This window comes from Streptomyces sp. NPDC003011 (genome assembly GCF_053591515.1).
Map to the genome: position 1 here is coordinate 20,738 of NZ_JBSFTY010000059.1, position 26,042 is coordinate 46,779.

Consider the following 26,042-nt stretch of genomic DNA (forward strand, 5'->3'; position numbering starts at 1 on the left):
TCCCGTCTCCTCCGGGGCGGCGCGGTCGCGGATTGCGGCCGTGGGTCACGGCGTACAGCGGCGGGATGGATCAACTGGGATCAACTGGTGGATCAAGCGGTGGATCAACTCTTGGTAAACGAATCGTAATGCAGAGTAAAGGGCAAGCATGGACTTTACCGGCAAATGGGTCAACTAATCACTCCCGCGAGTGAAGTGAACTTTTGATCGGCTTGTCGTACTAATTCCTTTTCCGTCCCGTGCGACCTTGGCGGCGCATTCCCCGCACACGCCCTCATCGGCGTCGGCCCGAGAGAAGGAAGAAGGTGGGCGGACATGGCCGCCACCCAGAGGATCATCGCGGGCACCGTGGTCGCCGCGGCCTGTGCCGCGTCGCTCGCCGGCTGCGCGCTCGGTACCGACGGTGCCAAGGCAGGGGCGCCGGGTCCGCAGAAGGCGAAGCCGGCCCAGGCGCCGCCCAAGAGCGCGGTCCGCCTGATCGGAGACGGCTCCACCGCGTACACCGGAGCGCAACCGCACCTGCCACGGCCCGAACGCCTCAAGCCCGGCCAGAAGCCCCCGCAGTTCGTGGTGTTCTCCTGGGACGGCGCGGGAGAGGACGGCCAAAAGCTGTTCTCCCACTTCCGCAAAGTCGCCAGGGCGAACAACGCGACGATGACGTACTTCCTGAGCGGCGTGTACATGCTGCCGGAGGACAAGCGCGACCTGTACCGGCCCCCGCAACACTCCCCGGGCCGCTCGGACATCGGCTTCAACGACGAGCAGGGCATCGCCGACACAGCGGAACAGCTGCGCCTGGCGTGGCTGGAGGGCAACGAGATCGGCACCCACTTCAACGGTCACTTCTGCGGCAGCAACGGCGGGGTGGGCCAGTGGTCGGTGGAGGACTGGAAGGACGAGATCGCCCAGGCCAAGCAGTTCGTGAAGTCCTGGAAGACCAACACCGGCATCAAGAAGGCCTCCCCGCTGCCCTTCGACTACGACAAGGAGCTCGTGGGCGCCCGCACGCCCTGCCTGGAGGGCCGGAAGAACTTCATGAAGGCGGCCCGCGAGCTGGGCTTCCGCTATGACACCAGCGGGGTCAACAACCAGGTCTGGCCGAAGAAGCGTCAGGGGCTGTGGGACCTGTCGATGCAGCTGGTGCCCTTCCCCGGGCACTCCTACGAGCAACTGACCATGGACTACAACTTCATGGTCAACCAGTCCGGCACCACGACCCAGGGCGACCCCGACAAGCACGACCAGTGGGGTGACGAGATGCGCGACGGCCTGCTCAAGGGCTTCCGGAGGGCCTACGACGGCAACCGCGCGCCCCTGATCATCGGCAACCACTTCGAGTCCTGGAACGGCGGCACGTACATGCGAGCCGTCGAGGAGGTCATCGAGCGGGTCTGCAACAAGCCCGACGTGCGCTGCGTGTCTTTCCGGCAGCTCGCCGACTGGCTGGACGCCCAGGATCCGAAGACCCTGCACAAGCTGCACGCCCTGGATGTCGGCGAGGCCCCGAAGCAGGGCTGGACGTCCTTCCTGTCGGGCCGCCCCGCCCCGGCCCCGAAGGGCGTCCCCGGGGCGCCGGCGGCCAAGCAGTAGGTGCGGCTGAGATCAGGCCGGGGCGCTGACGCTCTCGCCCAGTACGAAACCGGGGTCGACCTGCGCCGCCAGGTCGGCCCCGGTGCGCTCGTTGCCCCAGGACTGGGCGTTCTTCAGGTGGAAGTGCACCATCTGGCGGGTATAGCGCTCCCAGTCACGCAGTGCGTACGTCGCGTCGGCGGTCGTCCGCAGCCGGTGCAGAGCGCGGCGGTTGACGTCCTCCAGAAGCTCGAACCGGGGCGGTCGGCCCTTCTCCAGCGCGCGCACCCAGTCCGAGTGCCCGACCGTCACGAGCAGGTCGTCCCCGACCTCGGCGCGGAGGAAGTCGACGTCGTCCTGGTTCTGCACCTTGTTGCCGACGACCTTCAGGGCGACGCCGAAGTCGCGGGCGTACTCCTTGTACTGGCGATAGACGGAGATCCCCTTCCGGGTCGGCTCGGCGACGAGGAACGTGATGTCGAAGCGGGTGAACATGCCGGAGGCGAAGGAGTCCGAGCCGGCCGTCATGTCGACCACGACATATTCGTCAGGGCCGTCCACCAGGTGGTTCAGGAACAGCTCCACCGCTCCCGTCTTGGAGTGGTAGCAGGCGACCCCCAGGTCGGCTTGCGTGAAGGAGCCCGTGACCATCAAACGGACGGTGTCGCCGTCGAGTTCCACCGGCCGGGCGCACGCGTCGTAGACCGGGTTGTCCTCGCGCACGCCCAGCAGCCGGGAGCCCTCGCCGGGCGGGGTCGTCTTGATCATGGTCTCGGCGGAGGTGATGCGCGGGTTCGATCCGCGCAGCCAGTCCTTGATCAGCGGCAGCCGCGCGCCCATCGCGGGCAGCGCCGCCGCTTCCGCCTCGTCCAGGCCGAGAGCCGGTCCCAGGTGCTGGTTGATGTCGGCGTCGACGGCCAGCACCGGCGCGCCGGTGGCCGCGAGGTGGCGGATGAACAGGGAGGACAGGGTCGTCTTGCCGCTGCCGCCCTTCCCGACGAAAGCAATTTTCATGTTCACCAAGCGTAGTGGCGCGATGGCTGTGTGTGGCGTACGCGGGTGAGGAAGACCACTCCTTCGTGGGGTGTGCGGCTCGGCTGCGTAGGGTCGTACTTATGAGTACGACAGGCGCGAACGCCGATCCGCTCGCGGCGCTGGGCACGCTGCCCGGCGTGGCCGAGTCCGTGGAATCCGTGCGCAAGTCCGTGGACCGGGTCTACGGGCACCGGGTCATGCGGCGTCGCAGTAACGCGATCACCTCTGAGGCGGCCCTGCGCGGCGCCCGCGGCTCGGCGGCGCTGTCCGGGGCGGACTGGGCCCTGGAGGAGGTCCGCCGGCGCACCGACTTCCGCGGGGACGACGAGGCGCGCTTGGTGGGCGCTGCCCTGCGGCTGACGGCCGAGGCGGGTCAGCTGCTGTCCATCTGGCGGCAGTCTCCGCTGCGGGTGCTGGCCCGGCTGCACCTGGTGGCGGCGGCGACCAAGGGGGACGAGGTCGGGCGTCCGCGTCAGGAGGGTGAACCGGTCGACGAGCCGCTGATCGAACTGCCGCTGCCGAGCGCGGCGGAGGTCTCCGGACGGCTCGAAGGACTGGCCGAGCTGATCATCGCGGGCGGTTCGGCCCCCGCCCTGGTCACGGCCGCCGTCGTGCACGGAGAACTCCTCGCCCTACGGCCCTTCTCCTCCCACAACGGCCTGGTCGCCCGCGCGGCCGAGCGCATCGTCCTGGTCGGCAGCGGACTGGACCCCAAGTCCGTCTGCCCGGCCGAGGTGGGCCACGCCGACCTGAACCGCGCGGCCTACCTGGCGGCCCTCGACGGCTACGTCTCCGGGACCCCGGAGGGCATGGCCGCCTGGATCGCCCACTGCGGCCGGGCGATCGAGCTGGGTGCGCGCGAGTCGATGGCGGTGTGCGAGGCGCTGCAGCGCGGAGCGGCGTAACTGCCGTAACAGAGCTGCGTCACAGAGCTGCGTCATAGAACTGCGTCATAGAAAAAGGCCCTCTGTGGAGAGGGCCCGTAAAGGGGTTGCGGCGGTACGAGAACTCGTACCGCCGCTGGCATGTCCACCGGGGTACCAAGCGTCCTCGATGTGTTGCCCATCAGGTCGGGAACTTTGCCCGTCACCTGGTGCGGCTGGCCCGTAATCGACGGGTCGACGTCGCGTGGGTGCCCGGTGTTCATGCTCGGTCCGTGGGGCCGTGTGCGTAAGAAAGGTGATCCTCCCGGATGTCCTTGGTCTCGCGGGCCGTTAACTTCTTTGTACTCCAGAGCCGGAGTGAGCGAAAGCCCTGACTGCACTTCTTTACTTTTGTGTTCAAACAGGAGACAAACGGGCGCCTGCCTGGTCAGGCCGGGGCCGCACGCCGCCGGTTCGCGTACCAGACGAGGCCCGCGGTGGCCGCCGCTGCGCCTATCGCCGCCATCGCGACGAGCGCCGGACGGGGCGGTACGGAGAACGCCGGGAACCGCTGCTTGAGCCGGACCGGGCGGTGGAAGTCGAGGATCGGCCACCCGCGCGTGAGTGCCTCGCGGCGCAGCGCGCGATCCGGGTTCACCGCGTGGGGACGGCCGACGGCCTCCAGCATCGGCAGGTCGGTCACCGAGTCGCTGTAGGCGTAACAGCGGTCGAGGTCGTACCCCTCGGACTCGGCCAGCTCCTTGACCGCCTGGGCCTTCGTCGGGCCGTACGCGTAGTACTCCACCTCGCCGGTGAAGCAGCCGTCGTCGCCCACCACCATGCGGGTCGCCACCACGCGGTCCGCGCCGAGGAGTTCACCGATCGGCTCGACCACCTCGGCGCCCGACGTGGAGACGATCACGACGTCACGGCCGGCGGTGTGGTGCTCCTCGATGAGGGACGCGGCCTCGTCGTAGATGATCGGGTCGATGAGGTCGTGCAGGGTCTCCGCGACGATCTCCTTGACGTGCTGGACGTTCCAGCCACGCACGAGTGCGGACAGGTACTCGCGGGTCCGTTCCATCTGGTCGTGATCCATACCGCCCACGAGGAAGACGAACTGGGCGTAGGCGGTGCGCAAGGCGGCCCGGCGGTTGATCAGTCCGCCTTGGTAGAACGACTTGCTGAAGGTGAGCGTGCTCGACTTCGCAATGACCGTCTTGTCCAGGTCAAAGAAGGCAGCTGTGCGGGGCAAGGAGTGGTTTTCCACAACCCTGAGCATAGGCGCAGCCCATTCGGCGTAAGGTGGGCGCGTGGGTTTGCCTGAGAGGGCTCTCGGGTACACCATGGAAGTCACGGATCGTTCGCGACCGTGCTAACGCGGTCCGACTCCTCCCCCCCCGAGTCGGCCGTGAAGGCGACCCCCGCTCTCCCCCCCGGCGGGGGTCGTCGCATGTCCGGGTGGGTTTTCCTCTTCTTCGCGTGGCCATGAGGCCGGACCGAGGCGGCTGCGGCCGCCTCTTTCGCATGCCCATGATTCGTCACTGTCTGTAGTCGATGCGCTGCTCTCCGGAGCTCGTACAGCGGGTGGTACAGGGGTCACCGGTATGGGTGATGGCGATATTCACAACCACCGAGTTGTCCACAGTTATCGACCAAGATCCACACGATTTCCCGGATCGCTGCACCGTGATTCCAACGCGTCTCGCTCGTGCCCAGTTCATGGCTGGTTCCGGTTAGGCGGGCGGGTTTGGCCGGTTCGTATCGGCCGTTCATATGGAGGCCGCTTGCCGGTTCTTCACATGTCTGGGAATCGCGGGGCCGCAGGGGCTGCGCGAGTCAGGCGATTCGCGGGGCCACAGCGGCCGCGTGACAGAGGCGGATCTCGGAGCCCTCGCGGCCCGGGAGACGCGACGAAGGGGGATGGAGACCGTGGCCGCAGCCGTCACACACGATCCACCGCCGGCCGCCGGAGGGCGGCAGGGCAAACCGTTGATCGTCACGGAGGACACCGGCCTGCTCGACGACCTGCTGCGCCTGTGCGCGGCGGCCGGTGCCACACCGGAGGTGCACCACGGGGTGCCGGAGCACCGCGGGAGCTGGGAGTCCGCGCCGCTCGTCCTGGTCGGCGACGACGCCGTACGGCGGGTGCGCGGGGCCGCCCGCAGAAACGGAGTGGTGCTGGTCGGCCGCGACCAGGACGACTCCGGGGTCTGGCGACGGGCCGTCGAGATCGGCGCCGACCACGTCCTGATGCTGCCCGACGGCGAGCAGTGGCTGGTCGACCGCATCGCCGACGTGGCCGAGGGCGTCGGCCGGCCCGCCCTCACCGTCGGGGTCATCGGTGGCCGGGGCGGGGCGGGAGCGTCCACACTGGCGTGCGCCCTGGCCGTCACCTCCGCACGCGAGGGACTGCGCACACTCCTCGTGGACGCTGATCCGCTGGGCGGCGGACTCGACGTACTCCTCGGCGGCGAGACGGCGGAGGGACTGCGCTGGCCGGCGTTCGCCGCCTCACGCGGGCGGGTCGGCGGCGGCGCCCTGGAGGAGTCGCTGCCCGAACTGCACTCGCTGCGGGTGCTCAGCTGGGATCGCGGCGACTGCGTCGCGGTCCCGCCCCAGGCGGTCCGGGCGGTGCTCGCCGCGGCCCGCCGCCGGGGCGGTACGGTCGTCGTCGATCTGCCCCGCCGCATGGACAACGGGGTCGCCGAAGTCCTCGCCCAGCTCGATGTGGGGCTCCTGGTGGTCCCCGCCGAGCTGCGGGCCGTCGCCGCGGCCGGACGGGTGGCGTCCGCCGTCGGCATGGTTCTGCGCGACCTCAGGGTGGCGGTACGCGGCCCGTACGCGCCCGGACTCGACGACCGCGAGGTGGCCCGGCTGCTCGGACTGCCACTGGTCGGCGAGGTGCCCGTGGAGTCCGCGCTGCTGCGCCCGCACGGAGGCAGGACGCCTCCCGGCGCGGCCGGTCGCAGCCCTCTCGCCCGCTTCTGCAAGGAGTTCTGGGAGCGGACGTTGTCGGAAGCGGGGGCGGCATGAGTACGGCCCCCGGGGTTTCGGGCGCGTCACAGATGTCCGGACGTCAGAGTCGTCCAAGGCGTCCAGGGCTCTCTGCGCTTTCCGAGATTCCTGAGCTTCCCGAACTCTCCGGGTTCGAGCAGGCCGGCGGGTCGGGTGGTGTCCGGGCGAGCGGGCCGCCCGAGAGGTGGGTGTCCGGCGGTGCGGCGGCCGCGTCGGCGACCGGTGCGGATCTGACGCCCGGGCTGCTCGACGGGGTCCGGCAGTGGCTGGCCGAGAGCGGCGGCGAACCGACACCCGCGCGCGTGGCACAGGCGTTGCGCCAACAGGGACGGGTGCTCGGGGACGCGGAGGTCCTCGGCGCCGCCGAGCAGTTGCGGTCCGAGCTGATCGGCAGCGGCCCGCTGGAACCACTGCTCGCCGACCCGTCGGTGACCGACGTGCTGGTGTCCGCCCCGGACCGGGTATGGGTGGACCGGGGCGGCGGACTGGAACTGACCGACGTCTCCTTCCGGGACACCGCCGCCGTACGACGACTCGCGCAGCGCCTGGCCGCGGTGGCCGGACGCCGGCTCGACGACGCCCGTCCCTGGGTCGACGCCCGGCTGCCCGACGGGACCCGGCTGCACGCGGTGCTGCCCCCGGTGGCCGTCGGCTGCACCTGTCTGTCCCTGCGGGTGGTACGGCCACGCGCGTTCACGCTCGGCGAACTGACGGCGGCGGGCACGGTGCCGCCGGGTGGGGACCGGGTGCTGCGCGCGCTGGTCGACGCGCGGCTGTCCTTCCTCATCAGCGGCGGCACGGGCAGCGGAAAGACGACGTTGCTGAGTGCCCTGCTGGGACTCGTCGGGCCGGGCGAGCGGATCGTGCTCGCCGAGGACTCCGCGGAGCTCAGGCCGGACCATCCGCACGTCGTACGGCTGGAGAGCAGACCCGCCAACCAGGAGGGTGCCGGCCTGGTCACCCTCCAGGACCTGGTGCGGCAGGCGCTGCGGATGCGGCCGGACCGGCTGGTCGTGGGCGAGGTGCGCGGGCCCGAAGTGGTCTGTCTGCTGGCCGCGTTGAACACGGGCCACGAGGGCGGTTGCGGGACCGTGCACGCCAACGCGGCGGCCGACGTGCCGGCCCGGCTGGAGGCGCTGGGTACGGCCGCGGGGCTGGACCGGGCCGCCCTGCACAGCCAGGTGGCGGCCGCTCTGTCGGTCGTCCTGCACCTTGTCCGCGACCGGGCCGGACGGCGACGGATCGCCGAGGTGCACGTGCTGGAGCGGGATCCGTCGGGGCTGGTGCGGACGGTGCCGGCGTTGCGGTGGGGCGAGGAGGCGTTCGCGTACGAGCGGGGATGGGAGCGGCTGCGGGGGTTGCTTCGCACCGGGTCCTTCGCAGGGGGGACGGCGCGGTGACCGGAGTGGGTGTAGCGCCGGTAGGAGCGAGGACGGGAGCGGGGGCGGCGATGTCGGTGCGGGTGGCGTGGTGAGCGGGGCCGGCGGGATGTCGACGGGAGTGGCGCGGTGATCGCGGTTGGTGAGATGCCGGTGGGGGGTGGCCCGGTGAGCGGGCTCGGCGACATGTCGGTGGGGGCCGCAGTGCTGTGTGCCGGGGCGGCTGTGTGGCTGTCGGGCGGGCGGCGCTCCGGGGCGCGGCGGGCGCAGTTGCTGTTCGCCGGTGGTGGCGCGGTGGGGGCAGGACCGCCTCCGTGGCGGCACCTGGCGGGCGAACTGCGGCGGATCCGTGAGCGGCTGCGGGCCGAGTGGTGGTCGGCCGTCGTCGGGCTGGCGCTGGCGGTGCTGGGCGCCTCGGTGCTGCCGGTCGTCGTGGGACTGGCCGGAGTGCCGTTGCTGCGACGGGTGCGGCTGGCCCGGGAGGCGCGACGGGTGCGGGAGTGCCGAGGGGACGCGGTGATCGCGCTGTGCGGGGCGCTGGCCGGGGAGGTGCGCTCGGGGCGACAGCCGGGCGAGGCACTGCTGCGGGCCGCTCATGACTCCGGCGGGCTCGGTGACGCCCAGGCGGCGGTACTGGCGGCGGCCCGGTTCGGCGGGGACGTCTCGGGGGCGCTCGCCTCGGCGGCGCGGCAACCGGGGGCCGAGGGGCTGCGGGGGCTCGCCGCGTGCTGGCAGGTGGCCGTGGACCAGGGCGCGGGCCTCGCGGCCGGACTCGACCGGCTCGAAGGGGCATTGCGCGCCGACCGGGACCAACGGGCCGACTTGAGCGCCCAGTTGGCGGGTGCTCGGTCGACGGCGGTGATGCTGGCCGGCCTGCCGGCCCTGGGGCTCCTCCTCGGCAGCGCCCTCGGGGCCGACCCGCTCCATGTGCTGCTGCACACCGGGCCCGGCCTGGGCTGCCTGCTGATCGGGGCCGTGCTGGAGGGCCTGGGGATGTGGTGGGCGACGTGGATCGTCCGGGGAGCGGAGGCGACGTGAGCGCGGACGTTGTCCACAGGCTGGGGGTAGTCGTGGGAGCGGTGCTCGCCCTCGGGTGGCTGATGCGGTGGGCGGAGACGATGCGGCGCGAGCGGAGCGTGCGACGGCGGTTGGCCGTGCTGGTGGCCGCCGCGGAGCAGACCTCCGGCGGACCGCCGCTGGACGTGTGGGAGATCGCACGGCGGTGGCTGCCGGTGGCGGGCGTGGCAGGCGCCGCGTGGACCCTGGTCGGCGGTGTCGGCGGTGCCGTGGTCGGGGCGGTCGTCGGGGTGGGGATGTGGCGGTGGCGCCTGCGGCAGGCGGCCGTCGTCGCCAGGGCCGGTGCGGACATCGACGCCCGGGAGGCGGCTCGGCAACTTCCGCTCGCCGCAGACCTGTTGGCTGCCTGCATCGCGGCGGGCGCCGGTCCGGTGGTCGCGGCACAGGCCGTGGGTGAGGCCCTCGGCGGCCCGGTAGGGGAAGCACTGGCGCACGGCGCGGCGGAGGTACGGCTCGGAGGTGAACCGGGCGAGGCGTGGCGACGGCTCGCCGCGACGCCGGGTGCCGGAGCGCTCGCGCGGCTGCTGGAACGGGCCGACGTCTCCGGGCTGCCCGCAGCCGCACCGGCCGCCAGGCTCGCCGCGGACGCCCGCGCCGACTGGGCGCGTACGGCGACGGCACGGGCGCGACGGGCGGCCGTGATGGTCACCGCGCCGGTGGGGCTGTGTTTCCTGCCCGCGTTCATCACGGTCGGCGTGCTGCCCGTGGTGATCGGGCTGGCGGGCGGGGCGTTGGGAGGGGGTGGTGGATGACGGGACGGGGAGCGGAGGGCGACAGCCGGCGGCAAGCAGCAACCAGCAAGCAGCAAGCAGCAAGCGGAGGAGGGAGAGCAGCAAGCAGCACGTGCGAGGCGGAAGCGGCCGTCGTAGCGGCAGTGAAGAGCAGCAAGTGGTGACAGGTAGTCAACGGAACGGACCCACGGGGGTTGAGATGTGCAAGGTGGTAGGGGCGCGACTGCGTGGCCTGGTGTGCAGGGCGCGCGAGGCGCGGAGGGATGCGGGGATGGTCACCTCCGAGTACGCGATGGGAATCGTCGCGGCGGTGGCGTTCGCGGTGGTTCTCTACAAGGTGCTCTCCAGTGGAGAGGTCAGCGCGGAGCTGCAGGGCATCGTGAAACGGGCTCTCCATGCGCAGATGTGAGGGGAGAGCGGCCAGGGGGCCGAGGGAGAGGTTCGGCAGGGTCTCGGACGCGGGGTTCGTCACGGCGGAGGCGGCTGTCGTGCTGCCCGTGCTGGTGATGTTCGCGATGGCGCTGGTGTGGGCGCTGCTGGTCGTGGCCGCGCACATCCAGTGCGTGGACGCGGCACGGACCGGCGCCCGCGCGGCGGCCCGTCAGGACCCGGTCGACGCGGTCGTGGACGTGGCCCGCGGGGCGGCACCGCGCGATGCGAAGGTCACGGTCAGCCGGGAGGGGGGCCAGGTCCGGGTCGCGGTCGTGGCGAAGCCACCGGTTCTGCACGGCCTGCCCTTCGAGGTGCGGGAGGAAGCCGTGGCGTCGGTGGAGGAGACCATGGGGGAGGGGAGGTGAGCGGCGGCTACGGGGCCCGCCTGCGGGGGGCCGTGGAGAGCCGGGACCGTGGCTCCGCCACCGTCTGGACCGTCGCCGCCATCGCCGTGCTGTGCGTGGTCTTCGGCGTGGTGCTGGCCCTGGGACAGGCCGTCGTGGCCCGGCACCGGGCCGCCGGCGGCGCGGATCTCGCGGCGCTGGCGGCGGCGGACCACTGGGCGGACGGCGGTACGGCGGCCTGCGCCCGGGCGGACCGCGTGGCGCGGGCCCAGGGCACGCGGTTGGTGCGGTGCGTACTCGTGGGCGAGATCTCGGACGTGACGGCGGTGTCGGGGCAGGGGCCGTTCGCGGCGGAGGTCAGGGCGCGGGCGGGTCCTGCGGAGTCGGGGCCGGGGCCGGTGCCGTCGGCGTTTCCTGCGCAGCCACTCGCGGCGCCCTCCGAGCACCCACGCGCGGCGCCTTCTCGGCGGGCGGTTCCTCCGTAGGCCGTTCGTCCGTAGGCCGTTCCTCTGTAGGCCGTTCCCGGGCTTCCGATGCAGGAGCCCTCCCCGGGCGGGCTTTCGATGCAGGCGTCCTCCGAAGCCGGGCTTCCGGTGCGGGAGTTCCTTCCAGCCGGGCTTCCGACACGGCCTCCCCGTCCGGCCGGGCTTTCGAAACGCCCTCCCCGTCCGGCCGGGCCTCCCATGCCGCAGCCCTGTCCAGCCGGACCTCGGATATGTCCTCCGCCTGCCCTTCCGCATCGCCCTGCACATTCCTCTCCGCCTGCTCCTTTGGCGCCCCCCGCAGCAGCACCGTGAGCAGCCGTACCGCCCCCCGCTTGTGCAGCGGTTCGTTGCCGTTGCCGCACTTGGGGGACTGGATGCAGGACGGGCAGCCGGCCTCGCACTCGCAGGAGGCGATGGCCTCGCGGGTTGCCGTCAGCCAGGCCCGGGCGGTGTGGAAGGCGCGCTCCGCGAAGCCCGCGCCGCCCGGGTGGCCGTCGTAGACGAAGACCGTGGGCAGGAGTGTGTCGGGGTGCAGCGGGACGGACACGCCGCCGATGTCCCAGCGGTCGCAGGTGGCGAACAGGGGCAGCATGCCGATCGAGGCGTGCTCGGCGGCGTGCAGGGCGCCGCCGAGGATCTCCGGGTTGATCCGGGCCTCGTCCAGCTGGTCCTCGGTGACCGTCCACCACACCGCGCGGGTGCGCAGCGTACGAGGAGGGAGGTCGAGTTTCGTCTCGCCCAGGACTTCACCGGTGATGAGCCGTCGACGCAGGAAGGAGACCACTTGGTTGGTGACCTCGACGGAGCCGTAGCACAGGCGTCCGTCGCCCCAGGGCACCTCGGTGTCCGTCTCCAGGACGGAGATGGACGTGGTGTCGCGGGCGACCGTCGAATAGGACGGGCCGGCCTGTTCCACCAGGGCGACCGAGTCCTCCAGGTCCAGCGAGCGCACCAGGTAGGTGCGGCCCTGGTGCAGGTGGACCGCGCCTTCGTGGACGGTCGAATGGGCGGCGCCTTCGTCGACGGTGCCCAGCAGGCGGCCCGTGCCGGCCTCGACGACCTGGACCGGCCGGCCGCCCTCCCCGCGGATGTCGGTGAGGTCGGCGGCCCGCTCCCGGCGGGTCCAGTGCCAGGCCTTGGTGCGGCGGCGCAGCAGCTTCGCGGCCTCCAGCTGCGGGAGCAGCTCCTCGCACGCCGGGCCGAACAGCTCCAGGTCCTCGTCCGTCAACGGGAGCTCGGCGGCGGCTGCGCACAGGTGCGGGGCGAGCACGTACGGGTTGTCGGGGTCGAGGACGGTGGACTCGACGGGCTGGTCGAAGAGGGCCTCGGGGTGGTGGACGAGGTAGGTGTCCAGAGGGTCGTCGCGGGCGATCAGGATGGCGAGGGCGCCCTGGCCGGAGCGGCCGGCCCGGCCCGCCTGTTGCCACAGGGACCCCCGCGTGCCCGGGTAGCCGGCGATCAGCACGGCGTCGAGGCCGGAGACGTCGATGCCGAGTTCCAGCGCGGTCGTCGCGGCGAGGCCGAGGAGTTCGCCGGAGTGGAGCGCCTGTTCGAGGGCGCGGCGTTCCTCGGGCAGGTAGCCGCCCCGGTACGCCGCGACACGCCGGGCCAGGGAGCGGTCGACCTCGGCGAGGCGCTCCTGGGCGATCACCGAGATCAGCTCGGCACCGCGCCGGGAGCGGACGAAGGCGACCGTGCGGATGCCCTGCACGGTGAGGTCGGTGAGCAGGTCGGCCGTCTCGGCGGTGGCGGTGCGGCGCACCGGTGCGCCCTTCTCGCCCTGCATCTCGGTGAGTGGGGGCTCCCAGAGCGCGAACACAAGTTCGCCACGGGGGGAGGCGTCGTCGGCGACCTCGACCACCGGAACACCGGTCAGGCGCCGGGCCGCCACGGAGGGCTCCGCGGCGGTCGCGGAGGCCAGCAGGAACACGGGCGAGGCGCCGTAGCGGGCACAGAGCCGGCGCAGGCGGCGCAGCACCTGGGCGACGTGCGAGCCGAAGACGCCCCGGTAGGTGTGGCACTCGTCGATGACGACGTACTTCAAGGAGCGCAGGAAGGAGGACCAGCGGGGGTGGGACGGGAGTATCCCCCGGTGCAGCATGTCCGGGTTGGTCAGGACGTAGTTGGCGTACTGGCGTACCCATTCGCGTTCTTCCACCGGCGTGTCGCCGTCGTACACCGCAGGTCGGACCGAATGGCCCAGTGATTGTGAAAATTCCTTCACCGAACGGCACTGGTCCGCCGCAAGAGCTTTCGTGGGGGCCAGGTAGAGGGCTGTGGCGCCGCGGCCGTTCGGGGCCTCGGAGCCGTCCAGGAGCGCCGACAGGACCGGGACCAGGTACGCCAGCGACTTGCCGGACGCCGTGCCGGTGGCGACGACCACGGACGCGCCGTCGAGGGCGTGCTCGGCCGCCCGTGCCTGGTGGGCCCAGGGATGTTCGATACCGCAGGCCTGCACGGCGGCGATGACCTCGGAGCGGATCCGGTCCGGCCAGACGGCATGGCGACCCTCACGCGGGGGCAAGTGCTCCGTATGAGTGATGCGCGAAGCCCGGCTCGGCCCCGCGGCGAGCCGGTCCAGGACCGTGGTCGGCGAGAGGCGGGAGTCGGGCTGCGCCGAGGGTCGATCGGATCGGTGATTCTTGGCCATCGGCATCGAGTGTGTCACTGGCGTGACGGACAATGGGACCAAGGCGTCGTGCACGCCTGCCGGTAAGTGATTGAATGCCATCGCGGCTGGCGAACCGTCCTGGGGGCTTCAAGCCGAGGTGTCCCGAGGGGCGACCGCTCGATAGCAAGGTGCTGGAGGATCCGTGGACCTGTCCCTGTCGACCGAAACCATCGGCGATCGCACGATCGTCAGGGTCGGTGGCGAAATCGACGTATATACCGCGCCCAAGCTGCGCGAGCAGCTGGTCGAGCTGGTGAATGACGGCAGTTTCCACCTTGTCGTCGACATGGAGGGCGTGGACTTCCTCGACTCCACCGGTCTCGGCGTGCTGGTCGGCGGACTGAAGCGGGTGCGGGCCCATGAGGGCTCGCTGCGCCTGGTCTGCAACCAGGAGCGCATTCTCAAGATTTTCCGTATCACCGGCCTCACCAAGGTGTTCCCGATCCACACCTCGGTCGAGGAAGCGGTGGCGGCAACCGACTGATCACCGCCCCGGGGCGGACGCGGGTCCGCCCCGGGACGGCAGACGTTCCCGCGGGTGTCCGGGCGTTCGGCGTTCCGGTCCCCCACCGCACGCCCGTAGTTCCGAGGGGGATGCATGGCCACCGTTGAACTCCGCTTCAGCGCGCTGCCCGAGCACGTCAGGACCGCCCGACTGGTGGCGGCAGCGGTGGCGCGCAGGGCCGGAGTGGACGAGGCCGTTCTCGACGAGGTCAGACTCGCTGTCGGCGAGGCCTGTTCCCGGGCCGTGGGACTGCACCAGAACGTCGGCATCACGGCGCCGGTGAAGGTCGTCCTGGTCGAGGAGGAGAAGCAGTTCTCCATCGAGGTCGGCGACGAGGCGCCGCGTCACGCTCCCGGCGACCGGGCACCCGGTTCCGCCGGCGACTTCGATGCCGAGGCCGAGGAGGACGAGATGGGCCTCGCGGTCATCAGCGGCCTCGTCGACGACGTGGAGGTCACCGCCGGGGAACACGGCGGATCGATCCGCATGACCTGGCCGACCGCACCACCCATCGCGGTGCTTCCCTGACGCCACAGACGTCAGCCGACGTCACTGACGCACCCGAATCTTCCGAGGGCCCTGCTGAGCAGGGCCCTCGGTGTTTTTCCAAGAGCATTCCGAATTCGTGAAGTGATTCACGATCAATTCCGATCATTGGATCGGCTGAAAATGCTTTCGGCGTGTTACCGGGGTGTGGAAGATTCCGTTTGCCACGTACTGTTTTGATCAGGAACAGATCTCTAGAATCCGTCCACATCTTGAGCTCAGCCCCAGCGTCAAGGAGGACGAATGACGGGGCTTTCTTCCCCAGGTCAGCTTGATCACTCCACAACCCTCGCGGCAGCGGTACTGACCGACGGCAACCGGGTCCTGGTGTCCGTCATCGGCGTCGTGGCCCTGGCCGCCCTCGTGGTGGCAGGCATCCTGGTACGCCAGGTACTAGCGGCGGGCGAGGGAACCGACAGCATGAAGGAGATCGCGAAAGCGATCCAGGAAGGCGCGAACGCCTATCTGGCCCGCCAGCTGCGCACGCTCGGCGTATTCGCCGTCGTGGTGTTCTTCCTGCTCATGCTGCTGCCCGCGGACGACTGGAATCAGCGCATCGGCCGATCGGTGTTCTTCTTGATCGGCGCGGCGTTCTCGGCGGCCACCGGCTATATCGGCATGTGGCTCGCCGTACGGAGCAATGTGCGGGTCGCGGCCGCCGCGCGCGAGGCGACCCCGGCGGCGGGTGAACCGGAAAAGGATCTCACCGCCGTCTCGCACAAAGCCATGAAGATCGCTTTTCGTACGGGCGGCGTCGTCGGCATGTTCACGGTGGGGCTCGGTCTGCTGGGCGCCTCGTGCGTGGTGCTGGTGTACGCGGCCGACGCGCCGAAGGTCCTCGAAGGCTTCGGCCTCGGCGCGGCGCTCATCGCGATGTTCATGCGAGTCGGCGGCGGTATCTTCACGAAGGCCGCCGACGTCGGCGCCGACCTGGTCGGCAAGGTCGAGAAGGGCATCCCGGAGGACGATCCGCGCAACGCCGCGACCATCGCCGACAACGTGGGCGACAACGTCGGCGACTGCGCGGGCATGGCGGCCGACCTGTTCGAGTCGTACGCCGTGACGCTGGTCGCCGCGCTGATCCTCGGCAAGGCGGCCTTCGGTGACGCGGGGCTCGCCTTCCCGCTGCTCGTCCCCGCGATCGGCGTGCTCACCGCGATGATCGGCATCTTCGCGGTGGCCCCGCGCCGCTCCGACCGCAGCGGCATGTCCGCGATCAACCGCGGGTTCTTCATCTCCGCGGTGATCTCGCTGGTGCTGGTGGCGGTGGCCGTCTTCGTCTACCTGCCCGGAAAGTACGCCGACCTCGACGGTGTCACCGACACGGCGATCACGGGCAGGGGCGGCGATCCGCGGATCCTCGCCCTCGTCGCGGTCGCGATCGGCATCGTGCTCGCCGCCGTGATCCAGCAGCTGACCGGCTACTTCACCGAGACGACCCGCCGTCCGGTACGGGACATCGGCAAGTCCTCGCTGACCGGCCCGGCCACCGTCGTGCTCGCCGGCATCTCGGTCGGGCTCGAATCGGCCGTCTACACCGCCCTGTTGATCGGCCTCGGTGTCTACGGGGCCTTCCTGCTCGGCGGCACGTCCATCATGCTGGCGCTGTTCGCGGTGGCGCTGGCCGGCACCGGCCTGCTCACCACGGTCGGCGTGATCGTCGCGATGGACACCTTCGGGCCCGTCTCCGACAACGCGCAGGGCATCGCCGAGATGTCCGGTGACGTGGAGGGCGCGGGCGCCCAGGTGCTCACCGACCTGGACGCGGTCGGCAACACCACCAAGGCCATCACCAAGGGCATCGCCATCGCCACCGCCGTCCTCGCGGCATCGGCGCTCTTCGGGTCGTACCGTGACGCCATCACCACCGGAGCGCAGGACGTCGGCGAGAAACTGTCCGGCGAGGGCGCGCCGATGAGCCTGATGATGGACATCTCGCAGCCCAACAACCTCGTCGGGCTGATCGCGGGCGCGGCGGTCGTCTTCCTCTTCTCGGGACTGGCGATCAACGCGGTGTCGCGGTCGGCGGGTTCCGTGGTCTACGAGGTGCGGCGGCAGTTCCGCGAGCACCCCGGGATCATGGACTACAGCGAGAAACCGGAGTACGGCAAGGTCGTCGACATCTGCACCAGGGACGCCCTGCGCGAACTCGCCACGCCCGGGCTGCTCGCCGTTCTCGCGCCCGTCTTCATCGGGTTCACGCTCGGAGTCGGCGCCCTCGGCTCGTTCCTGGCCGGTGCGATCGGCGCGGGCACGCTGATGGCGGTGTTCCTCGCCAACTCCGGCGGCGCCTGGGACAACGCCAAGAAACTCGTCGAGGACGGCCACCACGGCGGCAAGGGCAGCGAGGCCCACGCCGCCACGGTGATCGGCGACACGGTCGGCGACCCCTTCAAGGACACCGCCGGACCGGCGATCAACCCCCTGCTGAAGGTGATGAACCTGGTGGCGCTGCTCATCGCGCCGGCGGTCATCAAGTTCAGCTACGGCGAGGACGAGAACCTCGGCGTACGGATCGCCGTCGCGGCCCTGGCGTTCGTGGTGATCGCGGGCGCGGTCTACGTCTCCAAGCGGCGCGGGATCGCCATGGGTGACGAAGACAACGCCGAAGACACGCCCAAGTCGGCTGATCCGGCGGTGGTTTCGTAGCGGAAACCTGACGGAGCCCAGCTCACCGGGGCGGGCGGGAGGCGCGCGGTGTCGCGCCGACCGCCCGCCTTGTCGCGTTCGCGCCTTCATCGTGAGCCTTCTCTCGCTTGGTGCAAATGGTTACAAGATGAGATGAAGCGCCCATTGGTCACACAGCTGTCGCCCACATGGCGTGTATGTTCCGGGGCCGAGAGCCATGGAAGGGACCAATCCGGTGAACAAGAAGCTCACGGCCGCACTGTCCGGCGGTGCGGTACTGGTACTGGCGCTGACGGGATGCAGCAGCGAAGAGGACAACAAGGAGCTCAACGCCTGGGCCAAGCAGGTCTGCGACCCCGTACCGGCGCAGAACTCGAAGATCACGGCGGCCTACGCCGCGATCACCAAGGCGGCCAAGGACACCACCAGCACACCCGAGGAACTGCAGAAGACCGACTCCCAGGCCTTCCAGGACCTGGCCGACGGCTACAAGGCGCGCGCGACCGTCATCGACAAGGCCGGGGCGCCTCCCGGTGTCGACGGCGGGGCGCAGAAGCAGCAGGACGCCGTCAAGAAGCTCACCGCGCTCTCCACGGCGTACGCCGACCTGAAGAAGCAGGTGGACGAGCTCGACACGAAGGACCAGGCGAAGTTCGCGTCCGGGCTGAAGACGGTCTCCGCCGAGATGAAGGAGATGGAGAACCAGCGCAACAGCGCGCTCACCGCGCTGAAGAACCTGGAGAAGGGCGACACCAAGCAGGCGCTGACCGCGCAGGCGGGCTGCAAGCAGGCGTCCGCCTCGGCGGCGGCCACCGACAGCTGAGTCGCCCCGTACGGCGGCGCGCGGTCACAATGGGGGCGTGAGTACCTCCAGCCTGCCCGCGTCCGACCGTCCCGACCTCACCGCCCGGCTGCGGGACGCCCTGCTCGGGGCCTCCTTCACCGCCGACGGGCTGCTCGAACTGCTCAGTGCCCCCGCGTACGCGGCGCTCGCCCGGAGCGAAACCGTGCCCGCGCTCCGGGCGACACGCGGCGACACGCCGCTGGAGACACTCGTACGGCTGTTCCTGTTGCAGCAGCCCGTGCCGCACGCGCGCGTGGCGGACGTGCTGCCTGTCGCCGCGTGTCTGGAGAGCGGGTGGCTGGTCCGGGTCGGCACGGACGCCGAGGGCGACCTCGCCGCGACCGTGGACGTCCGGCCGTACGGCGGGCCCGGCGGCGAGGACTGGTTCATCGTGTCCGACCTGGGGTGCGCGGTCGGCGGCGCGGGTGGCATCGGCGGCCGAGGCCGTCAGGCGGACACAGCCGTCGTCCTCGGGGTGGGCGGCGCGTCCACGACCCTCGCGGGCATCACCGTCCGTACGCCCGTCCCCGCCGCCCTCGACCTCGGCACCGGCTCCGGGATCCAGGCGCTGCACGCCGTGCAGCACGCCACCCGCGTGACGGCGACCGACCTCAACCCGCGCGCCCTGCACATCACCGCGCTCACCCTGGCGCTGTCCGGCGCCCCGGCCGCCGACCTGCGCGAGGGCTCGCTGTTCGAGCCGGTCCGGGACGACGAGACCTTCGACCTGATCGTGTCCAACCCGCCCTTCGTCATCTCGCCGGACGCGCGGCTGACGTACCGCGACGGCGGGCTGGGCGGGGACGATCTGTGCCGCTCGCTCGTTCAAGGGGCGGGGGATCGGCTGAACGAGGGCGGGTTCGCGCAGTTCCTCGCCAACTGGCAGCACGTGGAGGGGGAGGACTGGCAGGACAGGCTCAGGTCGTGGGTGCCGCGCGGGTGTGACGCGTGGATCGTGCAGCGCGAGGTGCAGGACGTCACGCAGTACGCCGAGCTGTGGCTCAGGGACGCCGGCGACCACCGGGGTGACCCGGCCGACTACCAGACGCGGTACGACGCGTGGCTGGACGAGTTCGAGGCGCGCAAGGTGAAGGCCGTGGGCTTCGGCTGGATCACCCTGCGCAAGACGGGGGCCGCGGTGCCCTCGGTGACCGTGGAGGAGTGGCCGCACCCGGTCGAACAGCCGCTCGGTGACGCCGTACGGGCGCACTTCGAGCGCCTCGACTACCTGCGGGCGCACGACGACGCGGCCCTGCTCGCGGCGCACTTCAAGCTCGCGCCCGAGATCGTGCAGGAGCAGGTCGGGCTTCCGGGGGCGGAGGACCCCGAGCATGTCGTGCTGCGGCAGAACCGCGGGATGCGCCGGGCCACCAAGGTGGACACGGTCGGCGCCGGGTTCGCCGGCGTGTGCGACGGCTCGCTGAGCGCGGGCCGCATCCTGGACGCCATCGCCCAACTGGTCGGCGAGGACCCGGTGTCGCTGCGCGACCGCACTCCCGCGCAGATCCGGCTGCTGGTGGAGCAGGGGTTCCTCGAACCGGCGTGATGCGTCCGGTGTGTCATCCGGCGATCCGTCCCGCGGTTCTCCGGTGATCCGGCCGGTGATCCGTTCGGTGGTCTGTCCGGTGATCCGCACGACGGGACGTCACTGCTGAGGCTCCAGCGTCCCTTTGGGGCTCCTGTGCCTGATCTGGCGGGATTGCCCCGGAAAAGGGCTCCTGTCAGTGGTGCGTGCGAAGCTACCTTCAAGGGACGAACTCCGCGCGTTCTCGGGGGAGGCGCGCTGTCTCGGGGGAGGCGTGATGGCGGGGGAGACGCCGGATCAGGGCGAAGGCAGGATCATCAACGGCCGGTACCGGCTCTCGCGGGCACTCGGCGCGGGCGGTATGGGCCGCGTGTGGCTCGCGTACGACGAGGACTTGGCCTGCGAGGTCGCGATGAAGGAGATCGCGCTCGCGGACGTGCCGATGGACCTCGGCGAGCCCGTGCAGCGCATCGCGCGCGCCCGCAGCGAGGCCCGCCACGCGGCGCGGTTGCGCGGACATCCGCACGTGGCGACGGTGCACGACGTGGTGGTGCACGAAGGGCTGCCCTGGATCGTCATGGAGTACGTCCCGGACGCGGTCGACCTCCAGGCGGCCGTCCGGCGGACGGGGTCGCTCGCACCCGCGCAGGTGGCCCGGATCGGCCTCGCCGTGCTGGACGCGCTCACCGCCGGGCATCGCATCGGCATCCTCCACAGGGATGTGAAACCGGCCAACATCCTTCTGGCCCCGGACTCTTCGGGCGACCCGTACGCGCGCGTGCTGCTCACCGACTACGGCATCGCGCTCCAGCCCGAGTCCGCCGAACCCCGGCTGACCGCCACCGCCGGCATCCTCGGCACGCCCGGCTACCTCGCCCCCGAGCGGGCGCGCGGTGAGCCGCCCACTCCGGCCGCCGACCTGTTCTCGCTCGGCGCCACGCTGTACACCGCCGTCGAGAGCCGCGGTCCCTTCGACCGGCACGGCGACTACGCGACCCTCACGGCCCTGCTCAGCGAGGATCCGACACCTCCGGCCCGCGCGGGCGAACTGACCCCGGTCCTCCTGGGCTTGCTGGTCAAGGACCCGATGCGCCGGTTCGCGCCAGAGGCGGTGGCGCGAGGGCTGGAGCGGGTCGCACGAGGTGCGGCGGACGCGGGCGCGGGCTCGGGGGTGCCGGCCGTGTGGGGCGCGGCGGGCGCCGCTGGTGCGGGGGCCGTGGTGAGGACGGACCGGGCGGGTCAGGCCCCGGTCCCGGGTCCTGACCCTGGATCGGGGGCCGGGCAGGCGGGGTTCGGGGGGACGCCCAGGGGCTTCGGGCCGGTGCACGATGGGTCTGGGCGCGAGCCGGTCGGGGCGGGGCGGGCGCCTGGTGGGGTTGTGGGGCCGGGAGGTGGTGCGGAGTCGCCCGAGGGGCCGGTGGTGGACGCGTCGACGCCCGGTCATGTCGTGAGTGCGCCGCACGGTGGCAGTCCGCCCGGCGGCCGGGGCGGTGACCCCGCGTCCGACACACCGCAGACCCCGGGCGCGCCTCCGACGCCGGACACACCGCAGACGCCGCGCACTCCGTCGGCCGGACCGGCCGGCCCCGCCGGGGCCGGCGCGGGAGGGACAGCCACGCCTGGGGGCGGCTTCGGTCAGGCACCCGGATCCGGCGGCCCGTCCACGCCGGGCGGGGCATCGGGACCATCGCCGTACGACCCGTGGCAGCAGCCCGCTCCGCGACCGCCGGACGCGGCCAACCCGTACGCGACCAACCCGGACGCGGCCAACCCGGACGCGGCCAACCCGTACCCGCAGGGTTCCGGTTCCCCGTACGCCAACGGCGGTGCACCGTCCCCGTACGGGAGCGCGCCGCCGCCGTACGGGAACAGCGGCACCCCGCCGCCGTACGCGGGCGGTGCCGGTGTGCGGCCGTACCCGGGCGGTCCGACCGTCGGTTACGGCGGTCCGGGCGGGCCTTACGGTTCCGGCCGGTCGCCGGCAGGCGCGCCTCCGCCTCCGCCGCCCTCGGCTGCCAGGAAGCGCCCCGCGTTCGTCGCCCTGATCGTGGCCGCCGTTCTCGTGATCGCCGGAGGCACGTGGGCGGCTGTCTCGCTGACCGGGGACGACGACGGTGGCGGGAAGAACAACGCGGCGACGAAGTCCTCGTCCTCACCGAGCCCGTCCCAGCAGTCCCCGGCGGGTCCCGTGCTGCCGTACGGCGATGTCGTGGGTCTCGGCACGGCCCTGGAGACCGGTGACTGCGTGCAGGCGGTCTGGTCGGGGACGCCGTTCGCGTCGGAGCCGAACCTGGGCGTGGTGGACTGCGCGGACGACTGGCCGGACGGGCAGGTCGTGGCGGTCCACACGGCCACCGATCACGCCGACGCCCGCGCCCAGGGGGCGCAACGCTGCGCGAACCAGAGCAAGGCGATCGTCGACGCGCTGCCTGACGCGGCCGGCTACGCCGTCGTGCCGACACCGGAGGGCTTCACCGAGGCCGGCGGCGGTACGGCGTGTCTCGTACTCGGCCGGCATGCCGCGATAGGCGGTGAGGTGGGCCGCTTCCGCGACGCCGGGACGGATCTGTGGGTGGGACAGATGAGCGTCGGCGACTGCTGGACCTACGAGGAACTGGACGACGGCTACCAGGCCCCGCTCACCGACTGTGCCGAACTCCATACCGAGCAGGTCATAGGGTCCGTCCAGGCGCCCGCCGGCATGAGCTACAAGAAGGGCACCGACAACGCGACCAAGCTGTGCGGCAACAGGTTCGAGCCGACCTGGGCGCCGGGTCGGGAGCGCACCGTCTACGGCTGGGTTGCCGACGACGACGACTGGAAGCAGGGCTTCACCAAGGTGGTGTGCACGGTGAGCCGGGCCGACAACGCGAAGACGACCGGAAAGATACCCGTGCCCGGCGCGGTCTGAGGCCGGGCGGGACAGCGGAACGGGGAGTCCGCGGCCGCGTCGGCTCCGCGTTCACCCGGGGTTCGCCTGTGCGCCGCCGGCGCGTGTCAGCCTCCACGGGCTGGACACACGCCGAGTGGGAAGAGGGGGCGCGGGGAGCCATGGACAGCGGACCGGCGATCTTCGCGGGAGTGGTGTTCGCCCTGTTCGGGAGCGGGCTGCTGATGTGGACCGTGGCCCGGGTGCGGCACCGGGAGCCGGTCGCCCACGGTGTGAGCCCCGTCGCATCGGCGACCGTCGCCAGCGTCGTCGCGTTGCTCGCGCTCGCCGTCGGGACATGGTGTCTCACCCGCGTCTGAGCACCCCTGACCGGCGTCGGGGCCGGTAATAGGGGGATCACGCTCCGGATGGTCCCGAAAAGGCTGGTGGGTACGCCGGGCGGCAGGAATGGCGGTAGTCGGGTTACCGTTCGAGTGGCCGTTGCGGGCTTTTCCCGTTTGACACGGGGGCGGGATGTACCGTCACACTCCGCAGCGTCAGCATGACCCGACCCCGGGAACAAGGCCTGGGGAGAGACCCCAAGCGCCGACCGGAGAGAAGAGCGAAGTTGTCCCCGACCAGCGAGACCGCACAGGGCGGCCGCCGACTCGTCATCGTCGAGTCGCCTGCCAAGGCGAAGACGATCAAGGGCTATCTCGGCCCCGGCTACGTCGTCGAAGCGAGCGTCGGGCACATCCGCGACCTCCCCAACGGCGCCGCGGAGGTGCCCGAGAAGTACACCGGCGAGGTCCGCCGCCTCGGCGTGGACGTCGAGCACGACTTCCAGCCCATCTATGTCGTCAACGCCGACAAGAAGGCGCAGGTCAAGAAGCTCAAGGACCTCCTGAAGGACTCCGACGAGCTCTACCTCGCCACCGATGAGGACCGGGAGGGCGAGGCGATCGCCTGGCACCTCCAGGAGGTGCTGAAGCCCAAGGTCCCGGTCAAGCGGATGGTCTTCCACGAGATCACCAAGGCTGCGATCCAGGCCGCCGTCGCCAACCCGCGCGAGCTGAACCAGAAGCTGGTCGACGCCCAGGAGACCCGCCGCATCCTCGACCGCCTCTACGGCTACGAGGTCTCGCCGGTCCTGTGGAAGAAGGTCATGCCGCGCCTGTCGGCCGGCCGTGTCCAGTCCGTCGCCACCCGGCTCGTGGTGGAGCGGGAACGCGAGCGCATCGCGTTTCGTTCTGCTGAGTACTGGGACCTGACGGGCACCTTCGCGACCGGCCGCGCGGGGGACGCGTCGGACCCGTCGTCGCTGGTCGCCCGCCTCCAGACCATCGACGGCAGGCGGGTCGCGCAGGGCCGCGACTTCGACTCCCTGGGACAGATCAAGAGCGCGAACACCCTCCACCTCGACGAGGCGAACGCCCGGGCCCTGGCCGCCGCTCTGGAGGACACCCGGTTCGCCGTCCGGTCCGTCGAGTCGAAGCCGTACCGCCGCTCGCCGTACGCCCCGTTCCGTACGACGACGCTCCAGCAGGAGGCCTCGCGCAAGCTCGGCTTCGGCGCGAAGGCGACCATGCAGGTGGCGCAGAAGCTGTACGAGAACGGCTTCATCACCTACATGCGTACGGACTCCACGACGCTGTCGGACACGGCGATCAAGGCCGCCCGCGCCCAGGTCACCCAGCTGTACGGCGCCGACTACCTCCCGGCCCAGCCGCGGACGTACGCCGGGAAGGTCAAGAACGCGCAGGAGGCGCACGAGGCGATCCGCCCCTCGGGTGATCGTTTCCGCACCCCGGCCGAGACCGGACTGACCGGCGACCAGTTCAGGCTCTACGAGCTGATCTGGAAGCGGACCGTCGCCTCCCAGATGAAGGACGCGACCGGCAACTCCGTCACGGTGAAGATCGGCGGCACGGCGGCCGACGGCCGGGACGTCGAGTTCAGCGCCTCCGGCAAGACGATCACCTTCCACGGCTTCCTCAAGGCCTACGTCGAGGGCGCCGACGACCCCAACGCCGAACTGGACGACCGGGAACGCCGGCTGCCCCAGGTGAGCGAGGGCGACGCGCTCAGGGCCGAGGAGATCACGGTCGACGGGCACGCCACCAAGCCCCCGGCCCGCTACACCGAGGCCAGCCTGGTCAAGGAGCTCGAAGAGCGCGAGATCGGCCGCCCGTCGACGTACGCGTCGATCATCGGCACGATCCTCGACCGCGGTTACGTGTTCAAGAAGGGCACGGCCCTGGTGCCGTCCTTCCTGTCCTTCGCCGTGGTCAACCTCCTGGAGAAGCACTTCGGGCGGCTCGTCGACTACGACTTCACCGCCAGGATGGAGGACGACCTCGACCGCATCGCCCGCGGTGAGGCGCGGGCCGTACCGTGGCTGAGGCGCTTCTACTTCGGCGAGGGCACGGGCAACGGCGGCGCGGCGGAGGCCGGCAACGGCGACGGGGACCACCTCGGTGGCCTCAAGGAACTGGTGACCGACCTGGGCGCGATCGACGCGCGTGAGGTGTCCTCGTTCCCGGTGGGCGACGGCATCATGCTGCGGGTCGGGCGCTACGGCCCGTACGTCGAGCGTGGCGAGAAGGACTCCGAGAACCACCAGCGCGCCGATGTGCCGGAGGATCTGGCCCCGGACGAGCTGTCCGTCGAGTACGCGGAGGAACTGCTCGCCAAGCCGAGCGGCGACTTCGAACTCGGCGCCGACCCCGCGTCGGGCCACCAGATCATCGCCAGGGACGGCCGCTACGGCCCGTACGTCACCGAGGTGCTCCCCGAGGGCACCCCGAAGACCGGCAAGAACGCCGTCAAGCCGCGTACGGCCTCGCTGTTCAAGTCCATGTCGCTCGACACCGTGACACTGGAGGACGCGCTCAGGCTGATGTCGCTGCCGCGTGTCGTCGGCACGGACGCGGACGGCGTGGAGATCACCGCGCAGAACGGCCGCTACGGCCCCTACCTGAAGAAGGGCACGGACTCGCGGTCGCTGCAGACCGAGGACCAGCTCTTCACGATCACCCTCGAAGAGGCGCAGGCGATCTACGCCCAGCCCAAGCAGCGTGGCCGGGCGGCCGCCAAGCCGCCGCTGAAGGAACTGGGCGAGGACCCGGTCAGCGGAAAGCCGGTCGTGGTGAAGGACGGCCGCTTCGGGCCGTACGTCACCGACGGGGAGACCAACGCGACCCTGCGCTCCGGCGACAGCGTCGAGGAGATCACCCCGGAGCGCGGCTTCGAACTCCTCGCCGAGAAGCGGGCGAAGACGCCCGCCAAGAAGACGGCGAAGAAGGCGCCCGCCAAGAAGGCTCCGGCCAAGAAGGCGACGACCACCAAGAAGACCGCCGCGAAGAAGACGACGACGGCCGCAAAGAAGACGACCGCGAAGACGACGGCGAAGAAGACCACCGCCAAGAAGGCGACGGCTTCGAAGACGGCGTCCGAGGACTGAGCCCGCGGCGGCCGAGCGGCAAGGGATTTGTTCTTCCTCGCGGATTCCGCACCGCGGC

19 protein-coding genes and 1 pseudogene are annotated in these 26,042 nt (G+C 71.2%); 17 read left to right on the forward strand and 3 right to left on the reverse strand.

Going from position 1 to position 26,042, the window contains the following annotated elements:
- Positions 1-315 precede the first annotated feature (315 nt).
- On the forward strand, positions 316-1,590 hold the full coding sequence (locus tag ACWD0J_RS27665; RefSeq protein WP_451498560.1) for a polysaccharide deacetylase family protein: 1,275 nt from the start codon (positions 316-318) through the stop codon (positions 1,588-1,590).
- A 12-nt stretch (positions 1,591-1,602) separates the two neighbouring features.
- On the opposite strand, the gene ACWD0J_RS27670 is transcribed toward ACWD0J_RS27665, so the two are convergent.
- Complete coding sequence (locus ACWD0J_RS27670; protein WP_451498561.1) at positions 1,603-2,583, reverse strand: ATP-binding protein; 981 nt, start codon at positions 2,581-2,583, stop codon at positions 1,603-1,605.
- 101 nt (positions 2,584-2,684) lie between these two features.
- Between ACWD0J_RS27670 and ACWD0J_RS27675 the strand changes: the two genes are divergently transcribed.
- Complete coding sequence (locus ACWD0J_RS27675) at positions 2,685-3,509, forward strand: oxidoreductase (protein WP_451498562.1); 825 nt, start codon at positions 2,685-2,687, stop codon at positions 3,507-3,509.
- A gap of 406 nt (positions 3,510-3,915) precedes the next feature.
- Here ACWD0J_RS27675 and ACWD0J_RS27680 read toward each other — a convergent pair whose 3' ends face one another.
- Positions 3,916-4,749 (reverse strand): HAD family hydrolase, encoded by an 834-nt coding sequence (locus ACWD0J_RS27680; RefSeq protein ID WP_451498563.1) that lies wholly within the window; start codon positions 4,747-4,749, stop codon positions 3,916-3,918.
- Positions 4,750-5,390: 641 nt separating this feature from the next.
- Here ACWD0J_RS27680 and ssd point away from each other — a divergent pair.
- From ssd to ACWD0J_RS27715, 7 genes and pseudogenes are all read left to right on the forward strand, one after another.
- Positions 5,391-6,503 carry a septum site-determining protein Ssd gene (gene ssd / locus ACWD0J_RS27685; RefSeq protein WP_451498587.1) on the forward strand — a complete coding sequence of 371 codons (1,113 nt, stop codon included), beginning with the start codon at positions 5,391-5,393 and terminating at the stop codon, positions 6,501-6,503.
- 170 nt (positions 6,504-6,673) lie between these two features.
- Entirely contained in the window at positions 6,674-7,885 is a 1,212-nt protein-coding gene (locus ACWD0J_RS27690; RefSeq protein WP_451498564.1) for a TadA family conjugal transfer-associated ATPase, read from the forward strand.
- A gap of 165 nt (positions 7,886-8,050) precedes the next feature.
- Entirely contained in the window at positions 8,051-8,902 is an 852-nt protein-coding gene (locus ACWD0J_RS27695; RefSeq protein ID WP_451498588.1) for a type II secretion system F family protein, read from the forward strand.
- Positions 8,899-9,693 carry a type II secretion system F family protein gene (locus ACWD0J_RS27700; RefSeq protein ID WP_451498565.1) on the forward strand — a complete coding sequence of 265 codons (795 nt, stop codon included), beginning with the start codon at positions 8,899-8,901 and terminating at the stop codon, positions 9,691-9,693. The genes ACWD0J_RS27695 and ACWD0J_RS27700 overlap by 4 nt, the downstream gene beginning before the upstream one ends.
- A gap of 178 nt (positions 9,694-9,871) precedes the next feature.
- Positions 9,872-10,081 (forward strand): DUF4244 domain-containing protein, encoded by a 210-nt coding sequence (locus ACWD0J_RS27705; protein ID WP_451498566.1) that lies wholly within the window; start codon positions 9,872-9,874, stop codon positions 10,079-10,081.
- Positions 10,068-10,469 carry a TadE family type IV pilus minor pilin gene (locus tag ACWD0J_RS27710; protein ID WP_451498567.1) on the forward strand — a complete coding sequence of 134 codons (402 nt, stop codon included), beginning with the start codon at positions 10,068-10,070 and terminating at the stop codon, positions 10,467-10,469. The genes ACWD0J_RS27705 and ACWD0J_RS27710 overlap by 14 nt, the downstream gene beginning before the upstream one ends.
- A gap of 20 nt (positions 10,470-10,489) precedes the next feature.
- Positions 10,490-10,885: pseudogene (locus ACWD0J_RS27715) on the forward strand (Rv3654c family TadE-like protein); the annotation flags it as partial.
- Here ACWD0J_RS27715 and ACWD0J_RS27720 read toward each other — a convergent pair.
- The gene (locus tag ACWD0J_RS27720) at positions 10,806-13,583 is read right to left on the reverse strand and encodes a DEAD/DEAH box helicase (protein ID WP_451498568.1); all 2,778 of its coding nucleotides are present in this window, start codon (positions 13,581-13,583) and stop codon (positions 10,806-10,808) included. The pseudogene ACWD0J_RS27715 and the gene ACWD0J_RS27720 sit on opposite strands and share 80 nt — an antisense overlap.
- A gap of 163 nt (positions 13,584-13,746) precedes the next feature.
- On the opposite strand from ACWD0J_RS27720, the gene bldG reads away from it, so the two are divergent.
- From bldG to topA, 8 genes are all read left to right on the forward strand, one after another.
- Positions 13,747-14,088: an anti-sigma factor antagonist BldG gene (gene bldG / locus ACWD0J_RS27725; RefSeq protein ID WP_024885807.1), complete on the forward strand. Its 342-nt coding sequence runs from the start codon at positions 13,747-13,749 to the stop codon at positions 14,086-14,088.
- 114 nt (positions 14,089-14,202) lie between these two features.
- The gene (locus ACWD0J_RS27730) at positions 14,203-14,637 is read left to right on the forward strand and encodes an ATP-binding protein (RefSeq protein ID WP_451498569.1); all 435 of its coding nucleotides are present in this window, start codon (positions 14,203-14,205) and stop codon (positions 14,635-14,637) included.
- A gap of 261 nt (positions 14,638-14,898) precedes the next feature.
- The gene (locus ACWD0J_RS27735; protein ID WP_451498570.1) at positions 14,899-17,304 is read left to right on the forward strand and encodes a sodium-translocating pyrophosphatase; all 2,406 of its coding nucleotides are present in this window, start codon (positions 14,899-14,901) and stop codon (positions 17,302-17,304) included.
- A gap of 196 nt (positions 17,305-17,500) precedes the next feature.
- On the forward strand, positions 17,501-18,106 hold the full coding sequence (locus tag ACWD0J_RS27740) for a small secreted protein (protein ID WP_451498571.1): 606 nt from the start codon (positions 17,501-17,503) through the stop codon (positions 18,104-18,106).
- Positions 18,107-18,143: 37 nt separating this feature from the next.
- Positions 18,144-19,673 (forward strand): DUF7059 domain-containing protein, encoded by a 1,530-nt coding sequence (locus ACWD0J_RS27745; protein ID WP_451498572.1) that lies wholly within the window; start codon positions 18,144-18,146, stop codon positions 19,671-19,673.
- A gap of 256 nt (positions 19,674-19,929) precedes the next feature.
- A complete protein-coding gene (locus ACWD0J_RS27750) occupies positions 19,930-22,563 on the forward strand; it encodes a protein kinase domain-containing protein (RefSeq protein WP_451498573.1) in 2,634 nt (877 codons plus the stop codon).
- A gap of 140 nt (positions 22,564-22,703) precedes the next feature.
- Entirely contained in the window at positions 22,704-22,901 is a 198-nt protein-coding gene (locus ACWD0J_RS27755) for a hypothetical protein (protein ID WP_451498574.1), read from the forward strand.
- A 248-nt stretch (positions 22,902-23,149) separates the two neighbouring features.
- Entirely contained in the window at positions 23,150-25,984 is a 2,835-nt protein-coding gene (gene topA / locus ACWD0J_RS27760; RefSeq protein ID WP_451498575.1) for a type I DNA topoisomerase, read from the forward strand.
- Positions 25,985-26,042: the final 58 nt, after the last annotated feature.